General features: G+C 66.4%; 10 protein-coding genes. 5 read left to right on the top strand and 5 right to left on the bottom strand.

What is annotated here, in order from left to right:
* Positions 1–1187 (bottom strand): circularly permuted type 2 ATP-grasp protein (locus tag G3N97_RS30040; RefSeq protein WP_205996572.1); only part of this gene is annotated, 1187 nt, incomplete at its 3' end.
* A 110-nt stretch (positions 1188–1297) separates the two neighbouring features.
* Entirely contained in the window at positions 1298–4828 is a 3531-nt protein-coding gene (locus G3N97_RS30045) for a transglutaminase family protein (protein WP_205996573.1), read from the bottom strand.
* 176 nt (positions 4829–5004) lie between these two features.
* Between G3N97_RS30045 and G3N97_RS30050 the strand changes: the two genes are divergently transcribed.
* Complete coding sequence (locus G3N97_RS30050) at positions 5005–6105, top strand: putative zinc-binding metallopeptidase (protein WP_205996574.1); 1101 nt, start codon at positions 5005–5007, stop codon at positions 6103–6105.
* A gap of 59 nt (positions 6106–6164) precedes the next feature.
* Here G3N97_RS30050 and G3N97_RS30055 read toward each other — a convergent pair whose 3' ends face one another.
* Positions 6165–7637, bottom strand: a complete 1473-nt coding sequence (locus G3N97_RS30055; protein ID WP_205996575.1) for a circularly permuted type 2 ATP-grasp protein — start codon at positions 7635–7637, stop codon at positions 6165–6167.
* Between the two features lie 122 nt (positions 7638–7759).
* Positions 7760–8431 carry a glutathione S-transferase family protein gene (locus G3N97_RS30060; RefSeq protein ID WP_205996576.1) on the bottom strand — a complete coding sequence of 224 codons (672 nt, stop codon included), beginning with the start codon at positions 8429–8431 and terminating at the stop codon, positions 7760–7762.
* A gap of 416 nt (positions 8432–8847) precedes the next feature.
* Here G3N97_RS30060 and phaZ point away from each other — a divergent pair, with 416 nt between their 5' ends.
* Positions 8848–10224, top strand: coding sequence for a polyhydroxyalkanoate depolymerase (gene phaZ, locus G3N97_RS30065; RefSeq protein WP_205996577.1), 1377 nt, complete (start codon positions 8848–8850; stop codon positions 10222–10224).
* 51 nt (positions 10225–10275) lie between these two features.
* Here the strand turns inward: phaZ and G3N97_RS30070 are convergent, their stop codons facing one another.
* Positions 10276–10722 carry a cupin domain-containing protein gene (locus tag G3N97_RS30070; RefSeq protein WP_205996578.1) on the bottom strand — a complete coding sequence of 149 codons (447 nt, stop codon included), beginning with the start codon at positions 10720–10722 and terminating at the stop codon, positions 10276–10278.
* A gap of 403 nt (positions 10723–11125) precedes the next feature.
* Here G3N97_RS30070 and G3N97_RS30075 point away from each other — a divergent pair, with 403 nt between their 5' ends.
* The 3 genes from G3N97_RS30075 to bcsP form a co-directional block, all read left to right on the top strand.
* Positions 11126–11413 (top strand): hypothetical protein, encoded by a 288-nt coding sequence (locus tag G3N97_RS30075; RefSeq protein ID WP_205996579.1) that lies wholly within the window; start codon positions 11126–11128, stop codon positions 11411–11413.
* A gap of 244 nt (positions 11414–11657) precedes the next feature.
* A complete protein-coding gene (gene bcsD / locus G3N97_RS30080; RefSeq protein ID WP_205996580.1) occupies positions 11658–12113 on the top strand; it encodes a cellulose biosynthesis protein BcsD in 456 nt (151 codons plus the stop codon).
* Positions 12114–12303: 190 nt separating this feature from the next.
* Positions 12304–13049, top strand: a 746-nt coding sequence (gene bcsP / locus G3N97_RS30085) for a cellulose biosynthesis protein BcsP (protein ID WP_241030919.1), incomplete at its 3' end; no start/stop codon positions are given.

Here is a 13049-nt window from a genome sequence, read left to right on the forward strand (position 1 = left end):
GCTTCGGGCAATTGCGCGAGCGCGTCGCGCCACGCGGCGTCCTCGCCGCACCACCACGTCGGCACGCCGGGCAGCACGAGCGGCTCGCCGAGCAGCGCCTGCGCGATGCCGGGCATGAAGCCGTGCAGCGCGGGCGATTCCACGAAGCCCGCGCCCGGCACGTTCGAGACCATCACGTTGCCCGCGCGCATCACCTGAAGCAACCCGGGCACGCCGATGGTCGAGTCGGCGCGCAGCTCGACGGGGTCGCAGAACGTATCGTCGAGACGGCGCAGCACGGCATGCACGCGCTCCAGGCCGCCGAGCGTCTTCAGGTAGAGCATGTCGTCGCGCACCGTGAGGTCCTTGCCTTCGACCAGCGTGAGGCCGAGATAGCGCGCGAGAAACACATGCTCGAAATAGGTCTCGCTGAACGGCCCAGGCGTGAGCAGCACGATATGCGGCGAGCCGCCGCGCGCGCTGTGCTCGTCGGCGCGCATGATCGCGCGCGCGGCGTCCGCGAGCGTCGCGATCAACTGCGAATACGAGGGCGCAAGCCGGTGCACGCGCATCGCGCGAAACGGCTCGGCGAACAGGCTGGAGACGATCAGGCGGTTTTCGAGCAGATAGCCGAGCCCGGACGGCGCTTCTGTGCGATGCGAAACCACGGTCCACTGGCCGTCGGGCGCGCGCGCGAGGTCGAGCGCGACGATCTGCAGATACTGGCGATCCGGCGGCGTGAAGCCCTTCACCGCGCGCAGATAGCCGGGGTGGCCGAACACCAGCGCGCCCGGCAGCAGGCCGCGCGCGAGCAGCGTCTGCGGCCCGTAGATATCGGCGACGATCTCGTTGAGCAGCCGCGCGCGCTGCGCCACGCCGCGCTCGATCAGCGCCCATTCGTCTTCGTCGATCAACAGCGGCAGCAGGTCGAGCGACCACGGACGCGGGCCGCCGCGATCGGCGTAGACGTTGTAGGTGATGTCGTTCTCGCGGACCTGGCGCGCGACCGAGGCCGCCGCGTCGTCGAGTCCCGCCGCGCCCGCTTCGCCGAGCAGCGCGAAGAACTGGCGCCACGGTTCGCGCAAGGCGCCGTCCGGCGCGCGCAGTTCGTCCCAGTGGCCGTCGCGCACGGGGAGCGAGCGCAGTGGCGCGAGTGCGAGGGTCTCGTCGGCGGCGGAGTCGAACGGCAGGGTGGATTGAGTCGGCAAGATCGTCGCTGCTGCGCCTGGGCGCTGATGGCGGCGCGCCCCGGCAAGCGGGGCGCGTCTTCGGTTGGGGCGTGGGCCGGCGTGTCAGTCAACCGTGTTATCGGCAGAAATCAGCCGCGCCGCAGATCCAGCGTAAACGGAAACTCGAGGCTGCGCGAGGGCGGCGCGGCCTCGAACGGGCCGGGCGTGTGTCCGGTCGTGAAGAAGCGCGCGCGCCGCCGGCTCTCCGCCTCGTACGCGTTGACCGGAAACGTCTGATAATTGCGGCCGCCCGGATGCGCAACATGATACTGGCATCCGCCGATGGCGCGGCCACTCCACGTATCGACGATATCGATCGTGAGCGGCGCATGCACGCCGATGGTCGGATGCAGCGAAGCCGCCTGGCGCCACGCGCGAAAGCGCACGCCCGCGACGCTTTCGCTGACGCGTCCGGTCGGCTGGAGCGGCAGCGCGTGGCCGTTGACGGTCACGAGATGACGGCTTTCGTTCAGGCCCAGCACGCGCACTTCCAGACGTTCCACCGACGAATCCACGTAACGCACCGTGCCGCCCTGCGCGCCTTCCTCGCCCATCACGTGCCACGGTTCGAGCGCGTTGCGCAGCGTGAGCGCGATGCCGCTCGTCTGCAGCTCGCCCACCAGCGGGAAGCGGAATTCGAAGTGCGGCGCGAACCAGCCGGCGTCGAGCGCGAAGCCCGCGTCGCGCAGCTCGGTCAGCACGTCGTCGAAATCCATCTGCACGAAAGTCGAGAGCATGAAGCGGTCGTGCAGCTCGGTGCCCCAGCGCGTCAGGCGCTGCGTGTACGGCGTGCGCCAGAAGCGCGCCACCAGCGCGCGCAGCAGCAGTTGCTGCGCGAGGCTCATGCGCGCGTGCGGCGGCATTTCGAAACCGCGCAGTTCCAGCAGGCCGAGGCGGCCGGTCGGACCGTCGGGCGAATAGAGCTTGTCGATGCAGAACTCGGCGCGGTGCGTGTTGCCGGTCACGTCGATCAGGATGTTGCGCAGCGCGCGATCGATCAGCCAGGGCGGCACGGATGCGCCGTTTCCGCCATTCATGCTGGCTTCCCCGAAGCCGCGCAGCAGATCGACTTGCCGCTGGATCTCCGCGAAGGCGATTTCGAGCTCGTAGACCTGATCGTTGCGCGCTTCGTCGACGCGCGGCGCCTGGCTCGTCGGCCCGATGAAGAGGCCCGAGAACAGATAAGACAGCGACGGATGGTTGTGCCAGTACGCGATCAGGCTCGCGAGCAAGTCGGGGCGGCGCAGGAACGGGCTGTCGGCGGGCGTGGCGCCGCCGAGCACGAGGTGATTGCCGCCGCCGGTGCCGGTGTGGCGGCCGTCGAGCATGAACTTTTCGGACGAAAGCGCGGTTTCGTGCGCGGCGCGGTAGAGGAATTCGGTGCGCTCGACCAGTTCCTCCCAGTTCGACGACGGGTGGATGTTCACCTCGATCACGCCGGGGTCGGGCGTGACCTGGAGCATCTTGAGGCGCGCATCGCGCGGCGGCGGATAGCCTTCGACGACGACGGGCAGCGCAAGGTCGCTGGCGGTGGCTTCGACGGCGGCGAGCAGGTCGAGATAGTCGTCGAGTTCGGTGAGCGGCGGCATGAAGACGTGCAACTGGCCTTGTCCGCTGCCGAACGCGTCGGCTTCGGCTTTCGGACCGGCGGCGCGCGCCGGGTCGCGGGCTTCGACGCACAGCGCCGTGCGGCGGATCCAGGCGGCGGATTCGCCGCGTTGCGGGTAGCGATCGGTGAAGTTGGCGTGGGCGGCCCGGTCGTCGGCGAGGCCGCGCGGGCTTTCATCATCGCCACTGCCGTCAGCGGAAGCATCAGCACCCACCGCGCCGCCTGCATCGCCATACGCCTGCGCGCCCAGCTCGAAACCTTCGCGATACTGCATGCGCAATTCGGCGGCGCTGCGCAGCGGCTCGGCGGGCGCGAACGGATCGTGCGTGTGCTGCCACGGATAGTCGGCCGCCGCCACCCACGGCAGCGAGTCGAGCGGCAGGCGATAGCCCATCGGCGAATCGCCCGGCATCAGATACATGCGCTCGTCACGGAAGAACCACGGGCCGCTGACCCAGCGCGGCGATTGCAGCGCCGGCAACGCGGACGACGCGCGCTCGCGCACCAGCGGCAGCACGTAGCCGGTCACGGCGTCGAGCCCCGCGTCGAACACGCGGCGCAGGCGCAGGCGTTCGAGTTCGTCGTCGAGACGCGATTCGAACGGATCGACGTTCACGGGCAGGCGACGCTCGCGCCACAGGTAGTACCAGGTGTCCTCGTAGCCGGGCTGCACGTATTTCGGCTCGACGCCCAGCTTGCCCGCGAGATGCGCGATGAAGCGCTGCGCGTCGGCGGCCGTGTGATGCGTGGGCGTGCGTTCGTCGGCGAACAAGGACGGATCGTGCCAGCACGGCTGGCCGTCCGCGCGCCAGAACAGCGAGAGCGCCCAGCGCGGCAACTGCTCGCCCGGATACCACTTGCCCTGGCCGATGTGCAGAAAGCCGCGCGCGCCGTACTGCGCGCGCAGTTTGTCCATCAGCGCGATGGCGTAGCGGCGTTTGGTCGGGCCGAGCGCGTCGGTGTTCCATTCCGGTGCATCGCGGTCGCGCTCGGCCACGAAGGTCGGCTCGCCGCCCATCGTCAGGCGCACGTCCTGGCCGGTCAGCGCGGCGTCCACCTGCGCGCCCATCGCCTGCATGGCCGCCCATTGCTCGTCGCTGTAGGGCTTGGTGACGCGCGGCGTTTCCAGCACGCGCTCGATCGTCATCGAATGCTCGAATTCGACTTCGCAGTCGTCGAGCGCGCCGGAAATCGGCGCGGCGCTGCCCGGTTCCGGCGTGCAGGCGACCGGAATATGGCCCTCGCCCGCGAGCAGGCCCGAAGTCGGATCGAAGCCGATCCAGCCCGCGCCCGGCAGATAGACCTCGCACCACGCGTGCAGGTCGGTGAAGTCGTATTCGGCGCCGACCGGGCCGTCGATCGCCTTCACGTCCGGCTTCAACTGCAGCAGATAACCGGACACGAAACGCGCCGCGAGCCCGAGCTGGCGCAGCGTCTGCACCAGCAGCCAGCCGGTGTCGCGGCACGAACCCGAACCCTTCTCCAGCGTTTCCTCGGGCGTCTGCACGCCCGGCTCCATGCGGATCAAATAGCCGATCTCGCTTTGCAGGCGTTGATTGAGCCCGACCAGGAAGTCGATCGTGCGGGTCTCGGCGGACGGCGTGCGGTCGATCGACTCGATGAAGGCGGCGAAGCGCGGCGTCGGCTCGCTGCGCACGAGATAGGGCGCGAGTTCGGCGGCCAGCTCGGGCGTGTAGGCGAACGGAAAGTGCTCGGCGCCCGGTTCGAGGAAGAAGTCGAACGGGTTGTAGACAGCCATTTCCGCGACCAGATCGATGGTCACGCGGAACTCGCGCATCGGCTCCGGAAAGGCCAGCCGCGCCTGGTAGTTGGAAAACGGGTCCTGCTGCCAGTTCACGAAGTGATCGGCGGGCTCCACGCGCATCGAGTACGACACGATGGGCGTGCGGCAGTGCGGCGCGGGGCGCAGCCGCACGATGTGGGGCGCGAGATGCACGAGCCGGTCGTAGCGGTACTGCGTGACATGGTTTAACGCGACACGGATGGACACATCCGACTCCTCGATCGACGTGGACGATGAAACAGGGCGCGCGCGCGGCGCGTGGCTATGATGCCGGGACAACGAGTGCGCGATGTGACAGCCGCGCGCGGCACGCCGCGTGCTTCGCGAGGCTGCGCGCGCGCAGCATGCGCCTCGCGCGGCACACTCACCCCGGGACGGCGGCGATGAAAACCTTTCACTGCGATTACTGCAATCAACTGGTGTTCTTCGAGAACGAGCGCTGCGAACGCTGCGACGCGCGGCTCGGCTATGTGCCGCAAAGCGGCGAGATGCACGCGTTCGAAGCGGCGGGCGACGGCTTGTGGCGCATCCAGCGTCAGGCCGCGGCGGCGGATGGCGAGCAAGCGGCCGCGCTGTTCCGCCAATGCCACAACTACGCGGTCGAAAACATCTGCAACGGCATGATCGCCGCCGATTCGCCCGATACGCTCTGCCGCGCCTGCCAGTTCACGCGCACGATTCCCGATCTCTCGCGGCCCGACAACCGCGTCTACTGGTATCGGCTCGAAACCGCCAAGCGGCGTCTGCTCGCCACGCTGACCTCGCTCGGCCTGCCGCTCGCCACGCGCGCGGAAGATCCCGAGCACGGCCTGCAATTCGAGTTTCTCGAAGACACCGGCGACGGCCAGCGCGTGCTCACCGGTCACGATCACGGTCTCATTACGATGAACATCGCCGAAGCCGACGACGCCCATCGCGAACGCACGCGCGTCTCGCTGCACGAGCCGTATCGCACGCTGCTCGGCCATTTCCGCCACGAAGTCGGCCATTACTATTTCGACCGCCTCGTGATGGAGACGCGCCGCATCGAGCCGTTTCGCACGCTGTTCGGCGACGAGCGCGCCAATTACGCCGACGCGCTCGCCGCGCATTACGCCAACGGTCCCGCGCCCGACTGGTCCGAGCGCTACGTGAGCGCCTACGCGTCCGTGCATCCGTGGGAGGATTGGGCGGAAACGTGGGCGCATTACCTGCATATCGTCGATACGCTCGACACGGCCACCGCCTGCGGGCTCGCGCTGCTGCCCGAACGCCGCGACGAACCGGTGCTGCTCGACCAGACGCCCGTCGACGAAGCGAGCTTCGATAACCTGATGGCGCGCTGGTTTCCGCTCACCTACGTGCTCAACAGCCTGAACCGCAGCCTCGGCATGCCGGACGGCTACCCGTTCGCGCTGGCCCCGCCGGTCATCGACAAATTGCGGTTCGTTCATCGCGTGATTTCGGCGTCCGCTTTGGACTCGGCTGCGTCGCAACCGGCATGAGACCGTTTGATCCGGTTTCCTGACCGATTGTGCGGTTGCGCGATTGCACAGCGCGCGGATCAGCGTTCGAGCACCCACGTGTCCTTGGTGCCGCCGCCCTGCGAGGAATTGACGACGAGCGAGCCCTCGCGCAGCGCCACGCGCGTGAGGCCGCCCGGCACCATGCGCACTTCCTTGCCCGAGAGCACGAACGGACGCAGATCGATATGGCGCGGCGCGATGCCCGCTTCCACCCACGTCGGACAGGTCGAGAGCGAGAGCGTCGGCTGCGCGATGTATTTGTCGGGATTCGCGAGCAGCGCCGCGCGGAACGCCTCGATTTCGGCTTTCGTCGACGCCGGGCCGATCAGCATGCCGTAGCCGCCCGCGCCGTGCGTTTCCTTCACGACGAGATCGGCCAGATGATCGAGCACGTACTGGAGATCGTCGGGCTTGCGGCACATCCACGTCGGCACGTTGTTCAGCAGCGGTTCTTCGCCCAGATAGAAGCGCACCATGTCGGGCACGTAGGGGTAGATCGACTTGTCGTCGGCGACGCCCGTGCCCACCGCGTTGCACAGCGTGACGTTGCCCTTTCGGTAGACGTTCATGAGGCCCGCCGCGCCGAGCGTGGAGTCGGGGCGGAAGACGAGCGGATCGAGAAAGTCGTCGTCCACGCGGCGATAGATCACGTCGATGCGCTGCGGCCCCTGCGTCGTGCGCATGTACAGATAGTCGTTGTCGACGAACAGGTCCTGACCTTCGACCAGCTCGCAGCCCATCTGCTGCGCGAGGAACGCGTGCTCGAAATACGCCGAGTTGTACATGCCCGGCGTGAGCACGACCACGGTGGGATTGTCGGCGCCCGAGGGCGCGGCGGCGCGCAGCGTGTCGAGCAGCAGGTCGGGATAATGCGCGACGGGCGCGATGCGGTTGCGCACGAACAGATCGGGAAAGAGCCGCATCATCATCTTGCGGTTTTCGAGCATGTACGAGACGCCCGACGGCACGCGCAGATTGTCTTCGAGCACGTAGAACTCGCCCTCGTCGGCGCGCACGATGTCGATGCCCGCGATATGCGCATAGATGTCGCGCGCGACGTCCACGCCCTGCATTTCCGGGCGATATTGCGCGTTGTTCAGGATCTGGTCGGCGGGCACGATGCCGCGTTTGACGATCTCCTGATCGTGATAAATATCGTGGATGAAGCGGTTCAGCGCATTCACGCGCTGGCGCAGGCCGCGCTCCAGCTTGTTCCATTCGTCGCGCTGGAAAATGCGCGGAATCACGTCGAAGGGAATCGTGCGCTCGGTGCCCGCGCCGGTGACGTCCTTCTCGCCATAGACGGCGAAAGTGATGCCCACGCGCCGGAAGATCGTGTCGGCTTCCGCGCGCTTCTTGTGCATCTGCTGCTCGCTCTGGCCGCGCATCCACGCGAAGAATTCGCGGTAATGCGCGCGCGGTTCGCCCACTTGCGCGAACGCCGTGGCGGCCACGCCCCGAACGTCGAATTGCCCTTGCTCGAACATCTCGTTGAAGAAGGCTTGCGTCATAGATGGTTCTTCCGTCCGCTGCTGGTTCGTTCTAAATACGGTTCTTGCGGTCGCGATTCCGTTTCGGGCCAGAACGCCCGATGCAACTTCCATGCCGACGCGAGCATGGCAAGGCGCGCCGCTCAGAACTCCATGTCGAGTTCGTCGATGTCCTCCGTTTCCGCCTTCGCGGCGGCGATCCATTCGGCCACATACGGCTGTTTGAGCACGCGCATGCAGTACTCGCCGATGTCGGGGTCGATCGGCACGTCGTAGGTGAGCAGACGCGTGACGACCGGGGCGTACATGGCGTCCGCCGCGCCGATCTCGCCGAACAGCCAGGGGCCGCCGTACTGCTGGAGACAGTCGCGCCAGATCGTCACGATGCGTTCGATGTCGTCGTGCGCGCGCGACCAGATGCGGAACGACGGAAAGTGGCCGCGCAGGTTCATCGGCAACGCGGAGCGCAGCGCGCCGAAGCCCGAGTGCATTTCGCCGCACACCGAGCGGCAGTGCGCGCGCGCCTTGCGCCCGGCGGGCAGCAGATGCGCCTGCGGGCGGATTTCGTTGAGGTATTCGCAGATGGCGAGCGTGTCCCAGATCTCGTTGCCGTCGTGGCGCAGGCAGGGCACGAGAATCGACGGCGAGAGCAGCAGCAGTTCGGCGCGCGCGGCGGCGTCGTCGATCGGCACCGCGAGCGTCTCGAAGTCGAGACCCGCGAGTTTCGCGAGCAGCCAGCCGCGCATCGACCACGACGAATAGTTGCGGCTGCTGATCGTCAAGGTCGTATTCGTCTGACTTGTCTGACTAGCCATGCGGCCTCCTCGGGCATCACACCCGCATCACACCAATCTGTAGCGCGGCGCACAGCGTTCGGGCGCGATGCACCGCGAAGGAACGCTGCGCCCGCTCGCGCAGGGCTTTGCGGTGCGCGCCTTCACGTTCAGTCACGCGCCGGTCGTACGGATATCACGCGCACGTAACGATGATGTGAAGCGCCGCCGCGCCGTGACGCGCCGCGCATACGCGAATCAGTCGCCCGTGTTCGCCCGTGTGTTCGTGGTTTCTCCGTCGTTTAACCGTCGCTCGTCGCGCCAGCCATCACCGAAAAATTGCAAGCACCGTGCCAATGAGCGCGCACGAGCACGTACGTGAGCGCGCGAACAGCCGAGTGGCATAGCTATTGCCTCTCTTGCGCGCATTGCCGCTCATTCCGACGAGGAGCTTGCGCATGAACCTGCTTGCCTATCCGGCCTACCAGGGTTTCGCGGATTTCACGCGCCCTTGGCGCGCCGCCGCCTCGTTCGCGCGCGCGGCGCTTGCTGCGTGGCCCGCTGCGTGGCCCACCTTCGCGACGGGTTTCGACGCGCGTTATCTCGACGCCTGCTGGGAACAGATCGAAATGGCCGGGCTCACGCATGCGCGGCCGCCATTCGGCATCGACGCCGTGCAGGTCGACGGCGTGCGCACGCCCGTGACGGAGGAGTTCGTCAAGCGCACGCCGTTCGGCTCGCTGCTGCACTTTCGCAAGGACACGCCCGCGCCGCAGCCGCGCGTGCTGCTGGTCGCGCCGATGTCGGGCCACTTCGCGACGCTGCTGCGCGGCACCGTGCGCACCATGCTCGCCGATCACGACGTCTACATCACCGACTGGCACAATCCGCGCGACGTGCCGCTGTCGGCGGGGCGCTTCGGTTTCGACGAATACGTCGAGCACGTGATGGCGTTCATCCGCCGCATTGGGCCGGACGCGCATCTGGTCGCGATCTGCCAGCCGACCGTGGCCGCGCTCGCCGCCGTCTCGCTGATGGCCGCTGACAACGATCCCGCGCAGCCCGCGAGCATGACGCTGATGGCGGGGCCGATCGACTGCCGCGTGAATCCCACCAAGGTCAACGACCTCGCCAACAGCAAGCCGATCGAGTGGTTCGAGCGCAATCTGATCAGCGCCGTGCCGGGCGGTTTCGCCGGCGCGCAGCGGCGCGTCTATCCGGGCTTCGTGCAGCTGAGCGCGTTCATGTCGATGAATCTGGAGCGACATCTGGCCTCGTTCGAGGAGATGCGCCACGAGCGCGCGAAGGGCGATCCCGCGAAAGCGGACGCGATCCGCGTGTTCTATCGCGAGTATTTCGCGACCACGGACCTGACGGCCGAGTTCTATCTGGAGACGGTCAGCGCGGTGTTCCAGCAGTACGCGCTGCCGCTCGGCAAGCTGAAAGTGGGCGAGCGCCTCGTCGAACCGCACGCGATCCGGCGCACCGCGCTGCTCACGATCGAAGGCGAAAAAGACGATATCTGCGCCGTCGGTCAGACCGTGGCCGCGCAGGAGCTGTGCTCCGGGCTGCGTCCTTATATGAAGACGCATCACGTGCAGACCGGCGCGGGGCACTACGGCGTGTTCAACGGACGCCGCTGGGACACGCAGATTTACCCGCTGGTGCGCTCGACGATCCACGATCACGAGCCGCGCGCGCGGCGCATCGGAACGGCTTCGTCGACGGGTTCGGCTTCAGCGGACGCGGGCGGCGCGGGTCAGGTCACGCTGGGCGCGCTGCTCGCCGCCGAGGCGCACGCGGACGCCGTCATTGCGCGCGCCGCGCAGGCCTAGGCGTCGGCACGAGCGGCGCGAGCGGTGTAAAGGCGCGCGCCCGGAGTTGAGTCACGGCGCGGCCGGCGTCGCGTTCGCCTGCCACGGCGTGGGCGCGGGCACTTCGCAGGGCGCGTCAACGTCGATCGACTTGAAGTCGGCGGGGCTCACGATCTCCAGGTACTCCATGTCGGGCGAATAATCGAACAGGAAGTGCGCGATGCCCGGCGCCTGATGCACGCAATCGCCCGCCTCGACGAGCGTTTCGCGATCGCCATACATGAAGCGCGCCCAGCCCTTGAGCATGATGACGATATGAAAGTCCGCTTCGTGGCGATGCCAGCCGGTGCCGGCTTCGGGCGCTTCGTTGGCTCGGACGAGTTGCGCGACCACTTTGCCGTGCGTGGCCTCGGTAATGCCGAGGTCGCGATAGACGAAGAAATCGCGCAGTCCGCCGCCCTTGAAATGCGTGTCCTGCGGCTTGACGTGCGAAAAGCCCGTGGCGAATCCGGTTTGCATGACAGGTCTCCCGATGAAAAAACGCGCGCCGGAAATCAAGCATGCTCTGTTCCAGCGTGCTTGAAACGCGTGAATTCCGTATTGAAGCCGGTGAAAGCCTTTTGCTAAATTTAATCGGCGAAATGCTCGCGCCAATTCAGTGCGGATTTTCCCTTTTTTCAATAAATAAAATCCCAAATCCGGGGCGTCGATGCATTAAGAATGATGGCTAAGGCGCGCACGCGGCGAAGTCGTCTCAAAATGCGTCCTGCATCGCAAAAAAGAGGCTGCCTGGCGTATCGAGACGGCTTCTTACTCCACCTTTATGCCAGGTCTTACTCAATCTTTCTGCGCGCGGCGGCAATTCGGAGGCGTTCTCATGCGTTATTGAATGCCGTCTGTCTGTCGCGGATTATTCGACGAGATGAATAACGATTCGTCATTACGCGCCGTTATTCCCGCCATCCGGATGAATCATGCGCACATGGCGCGAATCGGCGAGCGGCGAAATTCGCGGCGGCGCGGCGCGATGCCGCACCCCGAATCCGCGCCACAAGCCCGTGCCGCAAGCCCGCGCGAGCGCTATCGCGGCGAACGGTCGTGCGGCATTTTCGTATCGCAAAAAGGTGACAGTTGGATGAAAGAATCGGTAACGACGACCGTCTCGAAAAGGGGATGCATCGCATGTCTGGCGAAAATATCGTCGAATTAACAATATATGCGTGCGTTATACTTCGGCTTCCGAGAAGGCTGTTCTGATTTTTGTATGAAACATTTCAAGGCTTAGTCTGAAATGTTGCAATTGCTTATCAGACTGCACTCGATATTTCAAATAGCTTTCAACGCGCGCGGTAGTCTGGCGGGGGCCTGTGGCACGTCACATTCGTGTCACGAACGCCGTGTTGCGAAGTGTGCAAAAACCTTAGCGTTTCGACCTGAACTGGACCAGCCTGCCCATGCCGACCGTCGTCGATTTTCTGCTTGAGCAACATCTTTCCCCTCAGTGGCGCGGCCTGTTGCGGGCCCTCGCCGCGGAATTCGAGTCCCAGCTGAGCCCTGACGAGTTGCGTCAACTGATGTTCCGCGTCGGCGCGCGTTTTGCCGAAAGCCATGCGCTGCCGCCGTGCGAGTCCACCGACGACCTCGCCGATGCGTTGAATGCGCACTGGTCCGGCATTCAGTGGGGCTACGTGGAACTCGCCGACGAAGGCGACTACCTGCGCATCATCCATTACGGCGCGCCGCTTGCTGCGTTCGGCGGCGCGGCGCTCGCTTGGACTCCCGCTTTCCTGCAGGGCTGCTATCAGGCCTGGCTCGACGCCATGGGCGCGACCGAGCTGGTGGTGGCGCAGGCGGATGTGCCTGACGAAGGATTCGTCGTCGAATTTCGTCTCGCGCGCGCAACAGCCTGAAGTCGGGCGTCGCGCGTGCCGTTATAGACCTTGTGGCCCGCGCGTTGCTCCGGCGCGCGTCGCCGTGCGATGAGCGCGCGGCGCGTGTCCTGGTTTGCCGGTCGTGACCGGCAGCTTTTACCGAGCGAGTACCGTTAGCTCGTACCGTTTTATCAGTCCTTGATTTTGGCCACGGCCAGTGAGTCGTCTCATGAGCACCTCGCGCGATGTCAAAGCGCTCTTCGACCGGTTCGGCGGAGACGCGAGCAGTTACCGGGAAATCCGTATGGAAAACGAGGCCCGCGATGCGCGCGGCCGCTGGCCGTTGCTCGGCATGATCGATCCGCGTGAGGTCGATCTGTCGGCGGCGGAAGCGAAGCCCGGCGCACCGCAGGCGCCCGAACTGCGCGTGAAGGTGCCGCGTGCCCAGCGCGACGACACCCAGGCGACGCTGCGCCAGTCGGCGCCGTTATTCACGCGCTCGCCGCGCCGCGACGTGCCGCCGGTCATCCGCAAGGAAAAGCCGGCCGCGCCCACGAGCAGCGCGTTCCGTTTTTCGCCGACGCCCTCCGCGCGCGGCGCACTGGACGAAGCAAAGTCGCAGACGCAACCGGCCGCCGATGCGCAAGCCGATGCCGCACCGCTCGCTTTCGCGATTCCCGCGACCGGCGACGTGACGCCGTCCGGGTCCGCCGCGAATACGTCTGATGTAAGCGCAACGAACGTAAGCGCAACGAATGCGGCAGCGAACGCGGCTGCGAACGAAGCGTCGACGGAACCGGCGCGCGCTTTGCCGCCGCTCGCGCCGCGCTTTGCGCAACCGGCTTCGGCGCTGGGCGCAGCGGCCGCACCGGCTTTCGCGTCGATGCAAAAGCCGGCGCCGGTGCAAGCCGCATCGCCAATGCTCAACCCGTCGCCCGCCATTCAAGCCGATGCCGCGCGCGTCTCAGGCACGCC

The organism is Paraburkholderia sp. Ac-20347 (genome assembly GCF_017104805.1).
GTDB classification, from domain to species: domain Bacteria; phylum Pseudomonadota; class Gammaproteobacteria; order Burkholderiales; family Burkholderiaceae; genus Paraburkholderia; species Paraburkholderia tropica.

What these genes read in the sequence shown, in the direction of transcription:
- G3N97_RS30050 (WP_205996574.1), top strand. Translation starts at nt 5,005, where the DNA reads ATGAAAACCTTTCACTGCGATTACTGCAATCAACTGGTGTTCTTCGAG.
- G3N97_RS30055 (WP_205996575.1), bottom strand. Translation starts at nt 7,637, where the DNA reads ATGACGCAAGCCTTCTTCAACGAGATGTTCGAGCAAGGGCAATTCGAC.
- G3N97_RS30060 (WP_205996576.1), bottom strand. Translation starts at nt 8,431, where the DNA reads ATGGCTAGTCAGACAAGTCAGACGAATACGACCTTGACGATCAGCAGC.
- phaZ (WP_205996577.1), top strand. Translation starts at nt 8,848, where the DNA reads ATGAACCTGCTTGCCTATCCGGCCTACCAGGGTTTCGCGGATTTCACG.
- G3N97_RS30070 (WP_205996578.1), bottom strand. Translation starts at nt 10,722, where the DNA reads ATGCAAACCGGATTCGCCACGGGCTTTTCGCACGTCAAGCCGCAGGAC.
- G3N97_RS30075 (WP_205996579.1), top strand. Translation starts at nt 11,126, where the DNA reads ATGAATAACGATTCGTCATTACGCGCCGTTATTCCCGCCATCCGGATG.
- bcsD (WP_205996580.1), top strand. Translation starts at nt 11,658, where the DNA reads ATGCCGACCGTCGTCGATTTTCTGCTTGAGCAACATCTTTCCCCTCAG.